Annotated in this window: 15 protein-coding genes; 3 read left to right on the top strand and 12 right to left on the bottom strand. The window is 41.0% G+C overall.

All coding sequences use genetic code 11. From position 1 onward, the window contains the following. The 7 genes from topA to rplY all read right to left on the bottom strand — a co-directional run bounded on the left by topA (nucleotide 1) and on the right by rplY (nucleotide 9171). Nucleotides 1-2643 (bottom strand): type I DNA topoisomerase, encoded by a 2643-nt coding sequence (gene topA / locus DRZ93_RS01300; protein ID WP_113744347.1) that lies wholly within the window; start codon nucleotides 2641-2643, stop codon nucleotides 1-3. A gap of 20 nt (nucleotides 2644-2663) precedes the next feature. After that, entirely contained in the window at nucleotides 2664-3815 is a 1152-nt protein-coding gene (gene sohB / locus DRZ93_RS01295) for a protease SohB (protein ID WP_113745584.1), read from the bottom strand. A gap of 19 nt (nucleotides 3816-3834) precedes the next feature. Next, nucleotides 3835-4716 carry a CvfB family protein gene (locus tag DRZ93_RS01290; RefSeq protein ID WP_113745583.1) on the bottom strand — a complete coding sequence of 294 codons (882 nt, stop codon included), beginning with the start codon at nucleotides 4714-4716 and terminating at the stop codon, nucleotides 3835-3837. A 520-nt stretch (nucleotides 4717-5236) separates the two neighbouring features. Then, the gene (locus DRZ93_RS01285) at nucleotides 5237-5482 is read right to left on the bottom strand and encodes a hypothetical protein (protein ID WP_113745582.1); all 246 of its coding nucleotides are present in this window, start codon (nucleotides 5480-5482) and stop codon (nucleotides 5237-5239) included. Nucleotides 5483-5904: 422 nt separating this feature from the next. Next, nucleotides 5905-7023 (bottom strand): DUF6402 family protein, encoded by a 1119-nt coding sequence (locus DRZ93_RS01275; protein WP_113745580.1) that lies wholly within the window; start codon nucleotides 7021-7023, stop codon nucleotides 5905-5907. 536 nt (nucleotides 7024-7559) lie between these two features. After that, nucleotides 7560-8690, bottom strand: a complete 1131-nt coding sequence (locus DRZ93_RS01270; protein ID WP_113745579.1) for a transposase — start codon at nucleotides 8688-8690, stop codon at nucleotides 7560-7562. A gap of 193 nt (nucleotides 8691-8883) precedes the next feature. Then, entirely contained in the window at nucleotides 8884-9171 is a 288-nt protein-coding gene (rplY, locus tag DRZ93_RS01265; protein ID WP_113745578.1) for a 50S ribosomal protein L25, read from the bottom strand. A 339-nt stretch (nucleotides 9172-9510) separates the two neighbouring features. Between rplY and DRZ93_RS01260 the strand changes: the two genes are divergently transcribed. Further along, nucleotides 9511-10029: a deoxycytidylate deaminase gene (locus tag DRZ93_RS01260; RefSeq protein ID WP_113745577.1), complete on the top strand. Its 519-nt coding sequence runs from the start codon at nucleotides 9511-9513 to the stop codon at nucleotides 10027-10029. 19 nt (nucleotides 10030-10048) lie between these two features. After that, entirely contained in the window at nucleotides 10049-10675 is a 627-nt protein-coding gene (locus DRZ93_RS01255; protein ID WP_113745576.1) for an HAD family hydrolase, read from the top strand. A 121-nt stretch (nucleotides 10676-10796) separates the two neighbouring features. Here the strand turns inward: DRZ93_RS01255 and DRZ93_RS01250 are convergent, their stop codons facing one another. The 4 genes from DRZ93_RS01250 to DRZ93_RS01235 all read right to left on the bottom strand — a co-directional run bounded on the left by DRZ93_RS01250 (nucleotide 10797) and on the right by DRZ93_RS01235 (nucleotide 15478). Beyond that, the gene (locus tag DRZ93_RS01250; protein WP_113744341.1) at nucleotides 10797-11666 is read right to left on the bottom strand and encodes an aldo/keto reductase; all 870 of its coding nucleotides are present in this window, start codon (nucleotides 11664-11666) and stop codon (nucleotides 10797-10799) included. Between the two features lie 24 nt (nucleotides 11667-11690). After that, nucleotides 11691-12677 (bottom strand): tRNA dihydrouridine(20/20a) synthase DusA, encoded by a 987-nt coding sequence (gene dusA / locus DRZ93_RS01245; RefSeq protein ID WP_113745575.1) that lies wholly within the window; start codon nucleotides 12675-12677, stop codon nucleotides 11691-11693. A 5-nt stretch (nucleotides 12678-12682) separates the two neighbouring features. Beyond that, nucleotides 12683-14014 (bottom strand): hypothetical protein, encoded by a 1332-nt coding sequence (locus DRZ93_RS01240; protein WP_113744339.1) that lies wholly within the window; start codon nucleotides 14012-14014, stop codon nucleotides 12683-12685. A 195-nt stretch (nucleotides 14015-14209) separates the two neighbouring features. Continuing rightward, complete coding sequence (locus DRZ93_RS01235; RefSeq protein WP_113744338.1) at nucleotides 14210-15478, bottom strand: SLC13 family permease; 1269 nt, start codon at nucleotides 15476-15478, stop codon at nucleotides 14210-14212. Between the two features lie 169 nt (nucleotides 15479-15647). On the opposite strand from DRZ93_RS01235, the gene DRZ93_RS01230 reads away from it, so the two are divergent. After that, nucleotides 15648-15911, top strand: coding sequence for a hypothetical protein (locus tag DRZ93_RS01230; protein WP_113745574.1), 264 nt, complete (start codon nucleotides 15648-15650; stop codon nucleotides 15909-15911). An 82-nt stretch (nucleotides 15912-15993) separates the two neighbouring features. On the opposite strand, the gene DRZ93_RS01225 is transcribed toward DRZ93_RS01230, so the two are convergent. Next, nucleotides 15994-16755, bottom strand: a complete 762-nt coding sequence (locus DRZ93_RS01225) for a Fic family protein (RefSeq protein ID WP_113745573.1) — start codon at nucleotides 16753-16755, stop codon at nucleotides 15994-15996. Nucleotides 16756-16772: the final 17 nt, after the last annotated feature.

Genomic DNA, 16772 nt, shown 5'->3' with positions numbered 1-16772 from the left:
TTATCCTGTTTTCTTGGTGGTAGCTCTTTTACGCGGTGAAGCTTTTTTCACCTCACTTTTTTTAGACTTGTCAGTAATATCCCACTGCCTGGTCTTTTCATTGTAGAAGGCTGTAAAGCCTGTGGCCTTGCCATCTACAGAGCTCATAACATACTGCTGCTTGGTCTTACGTGAAAATCTTATCTCTGTAGGTATACCCTGAGAATCATAGGCAGGAGCATCTAAAAGATAATGGAATTTTGGAGATATTCTGTCTCTGTATGGCAGCAGCTCACTTACAAGAGGAGCTCTGGTCTCCCTGACCTTTGGGAAATTGTGGGCAGCCAGGAAAATACCTGCAGCACCGTCACGCAGCACAAAGTGAGAGCCAGGAGTCTTGCACTCAAGCTCTGGCAGATCAACAGCAGCCTCTTTTGGAGGTGCCACCTCACCATTTTTAAGAATTTTACGTGTATTGCCACAGCCTTCTGTGGTACAGGCCATATACTTGCCAAAACGACCCTCTTTGAGCACCATGGTGCCATGGCACTTGTCGCACTCAATGGTAGGACCTGTATCAATCTCTGAGGCAAAATCACCATCCTCAAGCACATAGCCCTGACACTGCGGGGCATTGCCGCAGATATGCAGTTTCTGCCTGTCATTGATTAAAAAACTGTCCATAGCAGCCTGACAGATAGGACAGCGCTTTCTCTGTCTTAAAAGATCAGCTTCCTGATCCTCTGTAAGTGACTTGTCATTAAAGTCGTTTAAATCAATTTCAGTAAGATTTAAAGTCTTTTTACATCTGTCCTTGGCTTTGACGCTCTTGTCATAATAGCCAAGACAGGCCAGGAAATTACCTGTCTTGCCAGAGTGGAAGGCCATATTGTACTTATGACACTCAGGGCACTTTAAATCAATCTGTATAATCTTGTTCTCAGGCATGCCGCCCTTATCCTGCGGCAATGCAGCCTTGGTAAGATTGAGTGAGAAATCCCTGTAAAAATCATTAAGGCTCTTCTGCCAGTCCTCAAGACCCTGAGCAATATGATCAAGCTGATCCTCCATAGAGGCAGTAAAGGTCTTGTCCATAAGGTTGGCAAAGGAGAAACGTAATCTGTCAGTTACAATTTCACCCATTTTCTCAGCGTAGAAACGACCACGCTCTACCTTGACATAACCGCGATCCTGAATAGTGGCAATAATGGCAGCATAGGTTGAAGGACGGCCTATACCATCCTTTTCAAGCTCTTTTACAAGTGTGGCCTCTGAAAAACGTGCCGGCGGCTTGGTAAAGTGCTGTGATGGAATAATGCTGTTAAGAGTTAACACATCACCCTGTGCCACCTTTGGCAGGATAACCTCATCTTTAACTGAGCTCTTCCATACACGACGATAGCCGTCAAATTCTATGACGCGGCCTGAGGCCTTTAGAGTGTACTCACCATTGTCCACACTTATAGTGGTGGTAAGATATTTCTGCGGGGCCATCTGACAGGCTAAATAACGGGCATAGATAAGATCATAAAGTCTTTTGGCATCCCTGTCGCCGTCAATATGCTCTGAGAGCAGATCTGCATGTGACGGACGTATGGCCTCGTGGGCCTCCTGTGCTGACTGCTTGGCCTTAAAGTAATTTGGTTTGGATGGCAGATAGTTCTTGCCATAATTTCTCTCAATTATGTCTCTGGCGTTGGCTATAGCCTCCTGTGACAGATTGACACTGTCAGTACGCATATAGGTAATATAGCCGCTCTCATAGAGCTTTTGAGCCACAGTCATAGTCTTTTTAACACTAAAGCCTAGCTTCTGATTGGCACTTTGCTGCAGTGTTGAGGTGGTAAATGGCGGCGGAGCACTGTTAGATCCGGCCTTCTGCTCAACCTTTGAGACAATATTGTCATTGCCCTTTAAGTCATTCTGTATGGCATCAGCCTGCTCTTTATTGCCAATCTCAATCTTTTTGCCGTTTTTATGGGTTAAAGACAGATTCAGTGCTCTACCCTCTTTGGTGCTGGTATTTACATCAATATTCCAGTACTCCTGAGGCTTGAACTCCCTTATCTCACGCTCTCTGTCAACAATAAGCTCCACAGCCACAGACTGTACACGACCTGCTGACAGGCCACGGCCTACCTTGGTCCACAGAAGAGGTGAAACCATAAAGCCCACGACACGGTCTAAAAAGCGTCTTGTCTGCTGTGCATTGACAAGATGCATATTAATCTGCTCTGGGTGCTCAAAGGCCTTTTTAATGGCAGCCTTGGTAATCTCAGGATATTTGACACGCCAGTAGCGTGAACTGTCACCGCCTAAAACTTCCTTTAAATGCCAGGCAATGGCCTCTCCCTCGCGGTCCAAGTCGGTTGCCAAATAGATTTTGTCAGCATCGGCTGCAAGTTTTTTGAGCTCTGAGACCACCTTTTCCTTGCCAGGCATAATCTCATATACAGCCTGCCAGTTGTTCTCAGGATCCACACCCATACGGGCTATGGCACTGTTATCCTTCTTGGTTTTGCTTTTTTTATCAGCACTTTGTCCTGTTACAGGCAAATCGCGTATATGACCCACACTGGCCTTGACGATATAATCCTTGCCCAGATAATTATTAATGATTTTTGCCTTGGAAGGAGACTCAACGATAACTAACGACTTTCCCATATAAATTCCTTATGCCTGTATTATCTTATATGTTCATAAGGCTCATCGTGCAGAGATGACGCCATCTGCTCTTTAAGATAAGTCTCTGGACTTTTTAAACTTACAAGATCTTTGACCCTGGAGATAAAATTCTTCTTGCTCTTTTTAGCTACAATAAGCTTAATAGCACAGTTGTAGGTCTGAGCCACACGTCTTTGTATAAACTCATCTGAGGTGGCTATCTCATCAATCAAAGATAGCTCTTTGGCATCGAGGGCCAGCCAGTGCTCGCCTGTTGCCACTTTGTCAAGATCAACCTGAGGTCTGAATCTTACAATCTGCTCTTTAAAGCGCTTGTGTATAACCTCAAGCTCCTCTTTAAACTTCTGCCTGCCCTCATCTGTATTCTCGCCAAACATGGTAAGGGTACGCTTGTATTTGCCGGCTGTAATTTGCTCATAATCGACGTTTAGCTTGTTGATGGCACGTTTGAAATTAGGCACACCTGCAACGACACCTACCGATCCTATATAGGCAAAAGGTGCAGCTACAATTTTATTGGCCACACAGGCCATAAGATAGCCTCCAGAGGCTGCCACACTGTCAACAGTGCACACAAGATTAATACCCCTGTCTCTGATACGGCACAGCTGTGATGAGCACAGACCGTAGCTGTTAACCATGCCGCCAGGTGAGGTCAGATTGACAATAACCTCATCTTTATCAGTTGCCACATCTAAAATAGCATCAATTTTCTCTCTAAGACTTTTAACCTCAGAGCCTTTGACCGAGCCGTTAAAATTGATTACAAAAAGATTGTGCGGGCAGAAAACACCCTGCTCCTCAAGAGCTTTGAGCTTATCAAGATGCTCTTTATGCTGCTCCTTAGTATTTTGCAGCCTAAGCTCCTTTTTCTTTTTCTCACTTAGCTTTTTCTTTTTGCTCTCACCCTCAAGGGCCTTGGCAAAAGGTGCTGTATCCTTTAGAGATTTTTGCATAAACTTTCTGCGCTTTTTATACAGACGGCGCAGATCTACAGCCTCAAGTCTTATCTGTGTCTCTTTTACACCTTTTTTTACATCATCCTTTAAGGACTTTAAAATCATTATCAAAAGAGACAGACCCAAAACAATAAGGCCTACAATTGACAATGTCTTTAAAAAGAAACTTAAAAGATCAAGAAAAAATTCCATACCCTGTTTCTACCTTATACTAACGGCCCTTTTTCTCTTCCATATAGGCGCGGCCTTCATCTGTTATAGACAGATTTTCATCGCCGATTACAATAAGTCTGTTCTTATAGAGTGAACCAATGGCCTTTTTAAATTTGCCCTTTGACATGTGCAGATAATCTTCAATCTCATCTGGTGAGGATTTATCTGTTATATCAAGAGTTCCACCCTGATTGTAGATAAGACAAAGAATGTCCAGAGAAGCTCTTTCAATACCCTCAACTCCAGGCTGTGACATGGATATATCAACACGTCTGTCTTCTCTTATATTGGCAATATAGCCATCATATCTTTTGCCTATATTTATCTGACCATAGACGCTGTCACGATATAAAAGACCATAAAAACTGTCATCTACAATAACTCTAAAGCCAAGAGGAGTGTGCGATACTGCAACAATCTTTACCTTCTGTCCCTTTTTGTAGCTAAGCTCATATGGCAGTCTGTCTTCTATATATTTATTAAACTTCTGTGTGCCAAAGAGTCGGCCCTTGTCATCAATGGCTATGAGCACTAGCGCATCACGACCCACCTCAAAACTGCCACGCTGCTCTGAGACCGGCATAACGAGCTCTTTTGGAATTCCCATATCAAGATAGACTGTACCGCACTCAACTGAGGTAATTCTAAGCTTGCCTGTCATGCCAAGCTCAAGATATGGTCTTTTGGCAGTAGCTAGCACCCTTTTGCCATCCACATAAAGAAAGACACGCAGAGTGTCGCCTTCCATTAAATTGTGCGGCAACTGACTTCTTGGTACAAACAGCTCTCCAAACTCAAGAGCATCAACAAAAGCACCCTGATCGGTTATATCCACTACAGTAATCTCAGTCATGTGTCCAAGACGTACATTTTCTGTCATTGCAAGGCCTTAAAATAATATAAAATTGAGATACTTCTTTTGTCCTTTATATAAAATGCTACAAATAAGTATATAAGATCAACAATTTTAATAAAATATTTTCAAATTTTGTGCAAAGTATGCATACCTAGGAACTTAAACCCTCATTGTAACATTAGCTTTGTTTGGTTTTAAAATTGCTAGGTCTCCTGGTGGTCGTCATAAATTTTATCAACATGGAGGCCTATGTCATTGTACCGTTCTGCATCTATTTATGATGGTATAGTTTGCAATATATCTTTATATAGCAGATTAAACTTATTGGCTCAACTTTGGCAATTGAAGGCAGAAGATTTAGCAGCAAATTTATCTTGCCCATAGGTATGTTATTGCCAATCTCACCACGCTTAAGGGCTGTGTGATCTTAGCAATGGTGCATATAAATGCTTTCTGCTCTCGTCATAGCTCTCAAGAACATACTCTCCCTTATAGTTAGGACCAAGGATAAGTTTCTGCCCTTTACCACTCTCTAAGATGTTTTTTAAGACATCAAAATAAAGCATAGGCACTGCATGAGATCCTGCGATAGTGTAATAGTAAAGGACACTGTGGATAAGGATTTGCCTACATATTCATTTATCGGCATAGCTCCAATTACATCATTCAGTGCGTACCTGGCAGAGCGATTGACCTTCATATCTTTGACTGTCAGTACCTGCGCACTTGAGCATGTGAATAAGAAAGCCTTAAGGCCATTGCCAAAGTAGCCTAATAGGCATAAGCCCATATTAAACCTAACAAAATAAAAAAACCTCTAGGAGTTGTCTCGTAGAGGGGCTAAATTATAAAATTAGCAATTTTTATGCTAAGGCAATAAGAACGGAAATAAAAAATATAAAATTTTGTACTAGTGGTATTAAAAGAAAAATTATTTTAGATTTAAACACATAGCAAACATACGATATTGCTGATGTACCTATGACAAAGTAAGTTAAGTATATGTGGATATGTGAAGTATATTCTATAATAAGATACCATGACAAATAACTACTACAAATTAACCATACAAATATACTGCCCATCCATTCAAAAAATTTAGAATCTATAAATTGACACATTATAATGCTAGTAACAAAAGGGCTTATCCATAACAACAAAAAGGCAAATACGTTTCTAAGCAGAAAAACACCATCAAAAAATTCATCAATTTTATTGATGAAATTTAAAAACTTCTGGCACATACTCTTTACACCTAAATAGTTTGGATAGCACTAAAAAATCATGACCTATATTGAATTTATCTCTAAATTTTCTCATATGTGTATTTTGTAAATTTATATAATCTTTGCTAAGTGTTGCTGTTGTATAATCTAATTGTTTTTTACTCCAATACCTCAAATCAGCATCATCTTCAAATTGGAAAAGATCATGCACATAAAAATATAACTCATTGACAGTTATTTCTCTAACGCCATTATCACATATTTTTATTGTTCCTTTGACTAGAGCTCTTATAGTATGATTTGCAAGGCAGGCGATCATTCCATTTACAGGCGGTATAGGTACAAGATTTACAGATATAAAGTTAAAATAATACTTTTCCCAATCTTTAGGCTCATGTACTGTAAAATCAAAATTGCCTCCAGTATCCCATTCTTTTAACTTTTGTAAATTTTTAATAAGTTCCTGTTGGCCATTATAAGACAGAGCGTCCAGTTTAAATGTATGGTAGCTTATTGAAAATTCGGGAAATGACATAAACCAATCAAGCTCCATTGAAAGAGTAAAAATAGGTGCATTGCCAGAATCTATATCAGACGGTTTAAGAGAGTATCCTAAGTTGCCGAGCCATTTTGCAAGCATCTTAGATAGTTCTAGCCAGCCTATTTTGTCATTTTCATTGTCGCAATCTCTTAATGCTTCCATTTTTGCGATCTGAGGCAATGCAAATATAACCTCATCTACATCTGACAAATTATTTACATTATCAATGTAGTTATTAGTGCACTTTACAAAATTGACTATATCATCAGGACCTAAAGAGTCAACTGTCACTGTAGGACTTCCTGATGCTACAGAGCCGCCAATTGAGACAGCATCACCTACACGACCTACGGGCTTGCCATTTACAAAAACTGTAGGACTGCCTGATGCAATTACATCAGAATGCGGATCATGCACGACACAGCCATGTGGTGCATAGGTACTGCCAACTACGCCTACAGGTTTGCCGTCTATCAGTACATTGCTTTCACAGCCTACAAGCGATGAAGGAGGGCAGTCATCGTGCCCTGTGCAAGTGTCGCCTTGTCTTGTTATTGCTGGCATAAAGTTCTCCTACTATCTGTTGTGTTTCATTGATGCCATCCTGTTTAATATATTCATCAAGTAATTTTATTTTTTAATCCTGTTTTATATGCTCTTACCTATGCTCCACTCTGGAAGTGGCTATAATAAATTAAATCTCATTGCTCTTTGTTGTAGTACTTGCCTATAGTGTCTTGAATGTAACCTAGCACGGTAAGGTTTTATGCTTTAGCTTTACCTTTGATTGGCTTACTGCCATACAAGCAATACTCAACATATACCTCTCTACACAATTAACCAAACAGTCACACTTTAAAAACCTTGGTCAGTAATAACCCTATCATCTTAATTTTTATATGCGCTTATCTGACAAAAGAATAATTTTTTTGTAACATCAACCCCCTAATCATTTTTGATGCTAAATATCATAGTTAATATAATTTGATAATTGCAAGACTTTCATTAGTTTCATATCTATTCGTATAATCTTTTATCAGAATATATGACTGAAACAGCAGTTACAACATATATCCTAGATTTTTTGTGTACAAATGAACTTAAGCCTTGATTGTAACATCAATTTTGTGCGGTATTAAAAAGTCTTTCGTCATATGGTGTGTATTGTAAATTTTATCGACCAGGAGGCTTACGTCCTTTTTAAGATCTATATCCCTTTGTGATGGCTTAGTTCGCATCATAGAATCTAAAAGACCTTCAAACTTGCTGATCTCATTGTATATTGTAGACTTAGCGCCTTTGACCATGGCTTTTAACAATGGTCCTATATCTCTGATAGAGGAAGCCATCTTTAACAGAGATATTTCCCGTTTTTTACGTTGGTCATCTCTTTTCTTTTTCTGAAGCTGTTTTGCTATAAGCTTTTTGATGAGGTATGAGCCAATACTTGCATAAATAAAGAGCAGGATAATTTCTTTGATGGACGAATTGATAGAGCAGAGGCTGTTGCTACTTTTAAGTGCTTTAAACATGATCTCGCAGGACCAGCGCGTCCTGTAAGTATCAGCTATAACTGATGCTGCTACACGGCTTGCATCTATGTTGGTGATGAAATAATTAAATTTATCATCAACAGGATTATAGATACGAATCATCCTTAAAACGGTATCATCGTTAACCTGCACAGCCATATCAACCAGAGGATATTTGCTGCCATTTAAGTGCTGACATGGTTTGCATCCTTCAAATTCATGTAACGTGGCTCCGTTGCCATCCATTGCATGAATAATCTTATAGGCGCAATTCTCCTTGCCTCTGAATATAAAATAATGCCCCTTGGATATAAGTAGCAAATATAAAGCTTCAGATACATATCCCCTGTCGCACAGATATAACACCTGCTCATAGATATCTGGTGACAGGTGCTCTCTTTCATTGGCTACAGCCTCCGTAATATCAATATGTGTAGGCATATTGTTTACAATAGAAAACCCCGTATGCAGTTTAATAGCGGCAGATTTTTTATCAGGGTTGGTCTTGTCAGGATTACGTGTTTTAGCCTTGCAGCTAAAGTTGTCATAGGCTGAGTATCTAAGGGAGATTTCAGAGCCGTCCACCATGATAATATCATTAACACCGACACTCTGCCTGTAAGCCTCAAGCAGTTTCAGACCAGTTTCATTAGTATCGTCTTTAACAAGCATAGAGAGGTTTTCTATAGTATTCTTCATAACTTCAAGCAATCACTCTGAACGCAAAATTATTTTAAGCAAAAAACTTATGGATTTTAATAAATGCTTAAAAATCAAGAGCTACTAAGATCCTAGGTATGCAAAGTCTGCGTTTTTTTTGCGGCAGAAAATAAAACAGCCACTGCAGAAACCTGACAGTGGCCATTTATTTAATAGAAAAATCTATTTGAAATTATACACGCATGAAGTCAACGTGGATAATGCGTGAAGATACAGGGTGGCGCTGCATAGCAACTGGCTTGACAGCAATAGCCTGGCCATCTAAATTGATGGTTGAAACTTCACTGTAGAACTCATCCTTGATTGAGGCAAGAATTAACTTCTTCTCATCTAAGGTGATTGAAAGAGTGTCTACACCAGCGCCGATGATGATAGCTGGAATCTGTGCACTACGACGAAGGCGGCGGCTCGCACCTCTCCCCAGGTCAGTACGTGCCTTAGCATCTAAAGTAATTGCCATTTTGGTAATCCTTTTTAAAATAAATATTAAAACAAAACTGTATTCTGCGACCGGAATACAGCGCGCAATATCTTACAATAAATTTACATAAAAATGCAAGATGATTTTTGGCTTCGTACTGCCTCTTTTATCTTGAAAAATGCACATATGAGACACAGATACCATGATAAGGCGCATTTTGATGTATAATTATATTAAGATTTATTGGTACCAGCCTGGGATTTATAAACCTTTTATACCCTTGGTGTACTATATTATGTGCGCCATTGTGATGCGCATATTGTCTGTCTTTTTATTTTAAATGCTTTGCGCCATGAGCCTTGCAAGTGAGTGTATGCTATGAGTGATGATTATACAAGACCGTCAAAAGATCTCTCCTTTATTGATATAGCACAGGCTGTATCCATGCGCTCAACCTGCCTGCGTCGCCGCTATGGAGCTGTCATTGTCTCAAAGGATGGACGTATTGTCTCAACAGGTTATAACGGCGCCCCGCGACACAGAGCCAACTGCACCGATCTTAAAGTATGCCTCAGGGAGATTAAAAACATAAAACCAGGCACCCACTATGAGCTGTGCCGTGCTGTACATGCCGAGGCCAATGCCATCATCAACGGCAATCCTTTGGATATTGTAGGTGGCACACTGTATTTATGCGGCACCGATGTTAAAACCAATAAGCCAACAGCTCATATGCGCCCCTGCGCCATGTGCGAAAGACTTATTTTAAATGCACAGATTGCCCGTGTTGTAATGCGCAATGAACATGGTGAGCTTATATCTATTGACCCTTTGAGCTTTGAGGATGATGCCATAGTCAACCCCAGTGCCATTAAAAGAATTACTAAAAAACTATAACCCTTGCTTTGGAGCTAAAATGGATTTACAACTTGAGCAGTATATTTTTTCCAGAAAAGCCATTATTTTTGATATGGACGGCACCTTGCTTAATACCGAGCCTTTACATGTCAGAGCCTGGAATCATATAGCCAAAGAATACGGCTTTAAGGAATTTGATTATGACTATATCAAAACTATAGGTGGTATACCTACTCTTGGCATTGCCGCTATGGTTATTAAAGAGAATAATCTTGATGTCAGTCCACAGGAGATCTGCGATAAAAAGACTGAGGCCTATCGTGATATTTATCTGCCAGATGCTACTATTTTTGAAAATATTGCATCTATTCTATACAAAGCCCACGACCTTGGTATAAAAACAGCCCTGGCCACTGGCTCCTATCGTAACGAAGTGCAGATACTTTTAAATAAATTTGATTTAAATAAATACTTTAATGCAGTTATAACATCAGACAATCTGCCACGTCCAAAACCACATCCTGATATTTATCTAAATGCCCTTAAGGCCATTGATGCAAGCCCATCTGAGGCCTTGGTCTTTGAGGATACACAAATTGGTCTGCAAGGCGTCAGTGCTGCCAGAATTGATTGCATACTAGTCAGTGAGGGCAATATTGTCAAAGGCCCAATCAAACCTGAATAAATAGAAGCTTATTTATTTAAAAGGCGCCAGATGGCGCCTTTTTCACTATTATCTATATAAAAACCTATGCAGGATTATCAAGCTTATCTATCTTAGGCTTTTATAAAAAGCACAGCCCATCTTAAGGCTCTTCAACCAGGGTTGGGAAGGACTCAAGCGGTCTTTGATTGATTCTGTCAGAGTCAAAGGCTCGTCTTGCATTCATATTCATCTCATCAATAGTGGCCATATCATCAACCTTGATTTCAAAGTCAAAGAGCTTTGAGTTTTCAAGAATGCGCTGTGGCTTTATTGATTTTGGAATAACAGGTACGCCTCTTTGTATATTCCAGCGCAATATAATCTGCGCAGGTGTTACCTTGTAGTAATCGGCAAGCCCCATAATGCGCGGATCATTGACCAAAGTACGGCCCTCACCGCCTAAAGGAGAGTATGCCTCAAGGCAGATCTGATTTTTCTTGCAGTAGGATAAAAGCTCATTTTCAGCATTTGCAGGATGACATTCAACCTGATTGACCTGCGGCACCACACTTGCAGAGCATTCCTTTAAACGCTCTAAATGGTGAATCTTAAAATTAGAGACGCCAATGGCACGACACAGCCCCTCTTTTTGCAGTTTCTCAAGCTCAAGCCAGGCCTGCTCGTAACCCTCAAATGGCCAGTGCAGAAGATACAGATCAACATAGTCAAGATTAAGACGGGTCAGCGAATCTATAAGCCCCTGACGCGGATTTTTAAAATCATCCTTCCACAGCTTGGTGGTAACAAAAAGCTCATCACGGCTTATAACAGACTTATACTCGGCTATGGCCCTGCCTACACTTTTTTCATTGCAGTAGACACGGGCTGTATCTATATGTCTGTAGCAGTACTCAAGGGCAGTTCTGACAGCAGCTCTTGTAGTCTCACCCATAGGCGATCTAAATACTCCAAGACCTAAAAGTGGCATCTTGACGCCATTGTTTAGTGCAAACTTTGATGTAATATCCATATTTATTCCTTAGTGCCTAAACTTTTACACATTATTAATCTTTAAAAAGGCCTCGCGCAGTACATTGCCATCTGCACCCTTTTTGGTTATATGCTCTGAAAGATAACGTCTGTAGGCCCTAGCTCCATTGATACCGTTGAACAGTCCTAAAAGATGACGGGCAAAATGATGCAGTGCTATACCTTCAGACACTAGTGCATCTGCCATATCAGCCATTTCATAGAGCACCTGCTCACGGCTTTTAATCTCATCTTTGTGTCCATACAGTGTGCTGTCAACGCTGCACAAAAGGTATGGATTATCAATAATGGCCCTGCCCAGCATGACACCGTCAACATACTTTAAATGCTCCTGACACTCATCAAGAGTTAAAATACCGCCGTTGATGGTTATTCTAAGATCGCTATGCCTTTGTTTCATGGCATAGACTCTGCCATAATCAAGAGGTGGAATACTTCTGTTCTCCTTTGGTGACAGACCATTAAGCCAGGCCTTTCTGGCATGCACAATAATATGTCTGCACCCTGCCTCATATATAGTATCTATAAGTCTGCAGGTAAACTCAAAGCTGTCCTCATCATCAACACCTATGCGTGTTTTAACCGTCACAGGAATGCTTACACTCTCCTGCATGGCTTTAAAACATGAGGCTATAACCTCTGGTGTTTTCATAAGCACAGCACCAAAGTTGCCGCTCTGCACTTTATCAGAGGGGCAGCCTGCATTTAAATTGATGGCACTGTAGCCACGCTCAAACCCCATTTTGGCAGCAACAGCTAGCTTTTTAGGATCAGATCCGCCAAGCTGCAGTGTGCATGGCAGCTCCTCATCCTTATAATCAATTAAAAAATCGCGGCCATGGTAAAGAGCATCGGCGGCTATCATCTCTGTATAGAGCATACACTCTTTGCACAGAGCGCGCGCCATACGTCTGAAAGTTGAATCTGTAACATCAATCATAGGTGCCACAGAAAATCTGTCAGCACCTGAAAAATAATTAATATCCCCCATAAATCTTACTTTTTCTTGGAGAGCTTTTTAGTAAGCATGGACAGACGGCTTGGGTGAATAGAATCACAGACCTGTGTACTGTCAGAGCCCATATAGGACATTCTTATAAGATTCTCTTTGACTGTATCTGTAAGCCAGCCTTTGAAAAATACCGGCAGACCTACAGTTATCTTGCTTACCTTCTCATGCAGTATACGTGTATTGTTATCATCAGGATGATACAGGAATTTACCTATCTCCTCGCCCAGGGCCTTTAACTGATCTTTATGTATACCGCGTGTGGTTGATGGCAGAGTTGAGAAGCGTATGGCATCATATTTGACATTAGGATCATCTGTTAACATCTGACAGATGCGCACATTGATGCCAATATCAGCTAAAAGCTCCTGTGCACCGCGTGAGGATATGGCACAGCTCTTGGCATTGACAATAACAAGATGGCTGTCAGTACCGTCACATAAAAGACGCATGCCTCCTGCCTTTAAACCCTCAGCTAGAGCCTTTGCATTTTCAACAACAGCCTTTGAATATTCACTAAATACACTATCCTGCATTTCATGCACACGGGCTGAAAGAGCTGCAAGCTGAGCTGTCTGCAGACCATTGTGACCTGAGGTTAAAACCACTCTGTCAATGGCAGAGGCCAGCTCATTGGTACATAAAATTACAGATGACTGTGGACCCTGCATACCGCCGTGGGCTGTAAATGTCACCACATCGGCATATGGTACAGGAGATGGCATTTCACCGCCTGCAATCAGGCCTGCTGTCTGTGAAATATCACACCATAAAATTGCACCGCATTCTTTGGCAATAACAGCACAGCGCTTATAGTCAATGGATAAAGGATAATTGATTGGTGAGATGATAATAAGCTGCGGCTTGCACTCTTTGGCCTGCTTTAAAAGCTTGTCATAATTGATACGTCCTGTGGCAGGATCAACACCAAAGTTTACAAATCTGTAGGCAAGGTTCTCTGAATTGCAGTGCTCTTTTTTGCGCAGATCAAGTGACATGACCACATCGCCACGCTTGGTTAAAGCCTGAAAGACTACACGTGAGGCTGCTTCAATGGTAATGGTTCTGACATTGGCATGCTCGGCACCAAAAAGATTGCACAGACGGTTGGCTGTCAAAGACTCAAGTCCTACAAGACGAGAGGCGGAAATATTGCGGCTTGAGTTGACAAGCACACTACCCATAATGGCCGCACACAAAGGTGAGGTGCTGTTCTCATCCGGGATAAATGATAAAGACAGGCGCTGATGCTCCAGCTCGTTTTCAAAATAAGTATATAAGTCAGGATCAAAACCTCTTATGACATTGAGCGGATTCATAGCATTTCTCCCTATCAAATAAACTAACTTTTTTCATTATAACAAAGCCTTAGTTAAGTTTAAAAGACACAGTAAGGCAAATATGCACTGCCACACAGTTTTAATAAAACTTTGATTTTAAATATATACATATGTATACAAATGCAGAAAAAACGCCACCTTAAAGGTGGCGCTTTTTGTAAGTAAAAATGCTTATCAGACCTCTGGGAAGAATGGCCAGAACAGAGGAATGATGGCTATACATACAATCATGGATAAAACCACAAGAGGAGTACCCACTACTATATAGTCTTTAAACTTGAATTTACCAGGACCCATAACCAGGGTGTTTGGCGGTGTGGCCACAGGTGTGGTATAGGCACAGGAGGCGGCAATGGCAATGGCCATAAGCACAGGATATGGAGATGCACCCATTTCATTTGCAATTGAGATACCAATTGGACATAAAAGAGCGGCAGCGGCTGTATTTGACATAAACTGAGTCAGACCGCAGGAGAGACAGAAGAGCACAGTCATAAACAGATATGGAGATGGTTCTGATCCCATCAGTGACACAACCTTATGGGCAATAAGGGCCCCTGCGCCTGTAGTCTCGAGGGCCTTGGCAAGTGGCAGCATACCTGCAAAGAGGAATATGGTGACCCAGTCAATACTGTTGTAGGCCTGTCTTTCGGTAAGACAGCCAAAGAGCACACATAAAAGAGCACCAGATATAGCCACCATTTCTGTGGTAAGACCAGGTATACCAAAACAGATACCTAAAATTACATAGCTTAAAATTCCAACACAGATAAGTCTGGCTTTAGGGCTGCCTGACATGCCTGCTGTTGCATCAATTGAGCCGACATCTGCATTATGGGCAGGAATAAGCTTGCGGCCTAACAGCAGCATATATACAACAGCTACAATAGATACAGGAATACCTATAAGACCAAATTCAAAAAAGCCAAAAGGCTCAATATTGGCACTCTCAAGCGCACCTGCTGCAATAATATTAGGTGGAGTGCCTACCATGGTTATGGTACCGCCGGCATTGGCAGCAACAGCAAGACCCATGAGCAAAGGCGAGGCCGGAATTCTACCTGCGGCACAGATACCTATAATAACAGGCATAAGACAGGCCACAGTACCTGTATTTGAGGCAAAGGCCGACATAATAATAGTGACAAGCATCATGGCAGCTAAAAGTGGCACTTCATTGGTACCTACCTTGTTGACCACCCAGTTGCCAATAGCCTGCGCCAGGCCCGATTCAAGCATGGCCGCGCCTACTACGAACATACCTGCAAAGAGAACCACTGTTGAATTGGACAGACCTGAAAACACCTGATTTGGTGCCAAGATTCCAAGAAAGCCTAAAGTCACTGTAGCACCTATAGATGTCACTGCCAGCGGAATGAGCTCGGTGATGAACAAAAAGGCCACTACTCCTAACACAATTAGGGTTATCGTTGCATTATCCATACAGCATCCTTAATCTAAAGCAAAGTGTGCTAATATAAACAGCACTGACATACTGGCCACAGCACAGGCTATGGTTTTTGCTATTATCAAGCCCTGATTTATGAAGGCTTAGGATAGACAGGAGATTAAAAGATCTCTTGTATATCAATGACAATATAACACTTTTACCATGTTTAATTTATCTTTTACCCTGTATAAGTTTGTTTTTATTCTGGTTTTGTGGCTGTGTTCAACTATTGCCTTTAGACTGTGGCTTGGAAACAGACGAGATATGCATTTTAAAAGATCACAGGCCCGACTTTTTCTAAGCAGAAAAAGCGTTTTTGCAGACTATCTGGCTATAGGCACACCTGTGGATATGACAGGTCTTAAGCTTTATGTGCAGCTTATTGTCATTCTTGCCGCTGAAACCATAATAGTGCTATCCCTATAGCCTAAATTTTTATGCAACATATAGGTTTAGGGTGTACTTAATAAAGATACGCGAGGAGTAATTCTCCGCCTTGCGTATCTGATTAAAGCTCCAGCTTCTTCGATTCTGGGATGCTTGTCTTAGGTTCTTCAAACAACTGAGAAATTTGATTTTCAAAATATCTCATCATTGGATTTGCATCACCTGATTCGTAGAAATCAGTCAAAACCTTATCAAAATTCTCAGATGAGTTTGCTAGGAAGCTTAAAGGCGCATAACCATGAGATAGCAAAACGCCATTCATCATCAAAGATGCTGTTCGCCTATTCACATCAAAGAAGAACTGATTTCTTGCCATGAAAAGAAAAACACCAATCGCCCTTTCTTTCGGGTCTGCAATTTCATTGCTAAGATAAGCCCCCCCCCTCTGTGCAATTTCCGGCAAATGCAAAGCTTCTGGAGGGGAATACATGACTTTATACAAGCCTACAGAGCCATTCCGAAACTGACCATAATTTTTAGCCTCGCCCTTGCCAGTGAGTCCGTGCAAGACGCAGGCAGTATATTTATTAAGACCAAATTGACCAACTCTGATCATTTCAGTCAGAGTCCTCATCCCGGAGAAATAATTGTCAACACGATTTAAATCTCGTATTGAAAGATCACTTACAGAATAACCGTGTGAAATCGTCACTGATTGAGCAAAAGTCAAAGGAATATGTTCAAGCGTTGATATAGTATGACACGCAATCAAAGGAAGATTCTTATCGAATACCCGAAGCGCTTCATCTACCGTTTTCTGAAACGGGATGTTCAATTGCAACGCTTCCCTATCCCAAAAAACACCATTTAATGCGTTAGACATTTCTTCTTGAGTTTGTT

The organism is Anaerobiospirillum thomasii, assembly GCF_900445255.1.
In the GTDB taxonomy this organism is placed as follows: domain Bacteria; phylum Pseudomonadota; class Gammaproteobacteria; order Enterobacterales; family Succinivibrionaceae; genus Anaerobiospirillum_A; species Anaerobiospirillum_A thomasii.
This window is presented reverse-complemented; position numbering and strand designations above follow the sequence as displayed.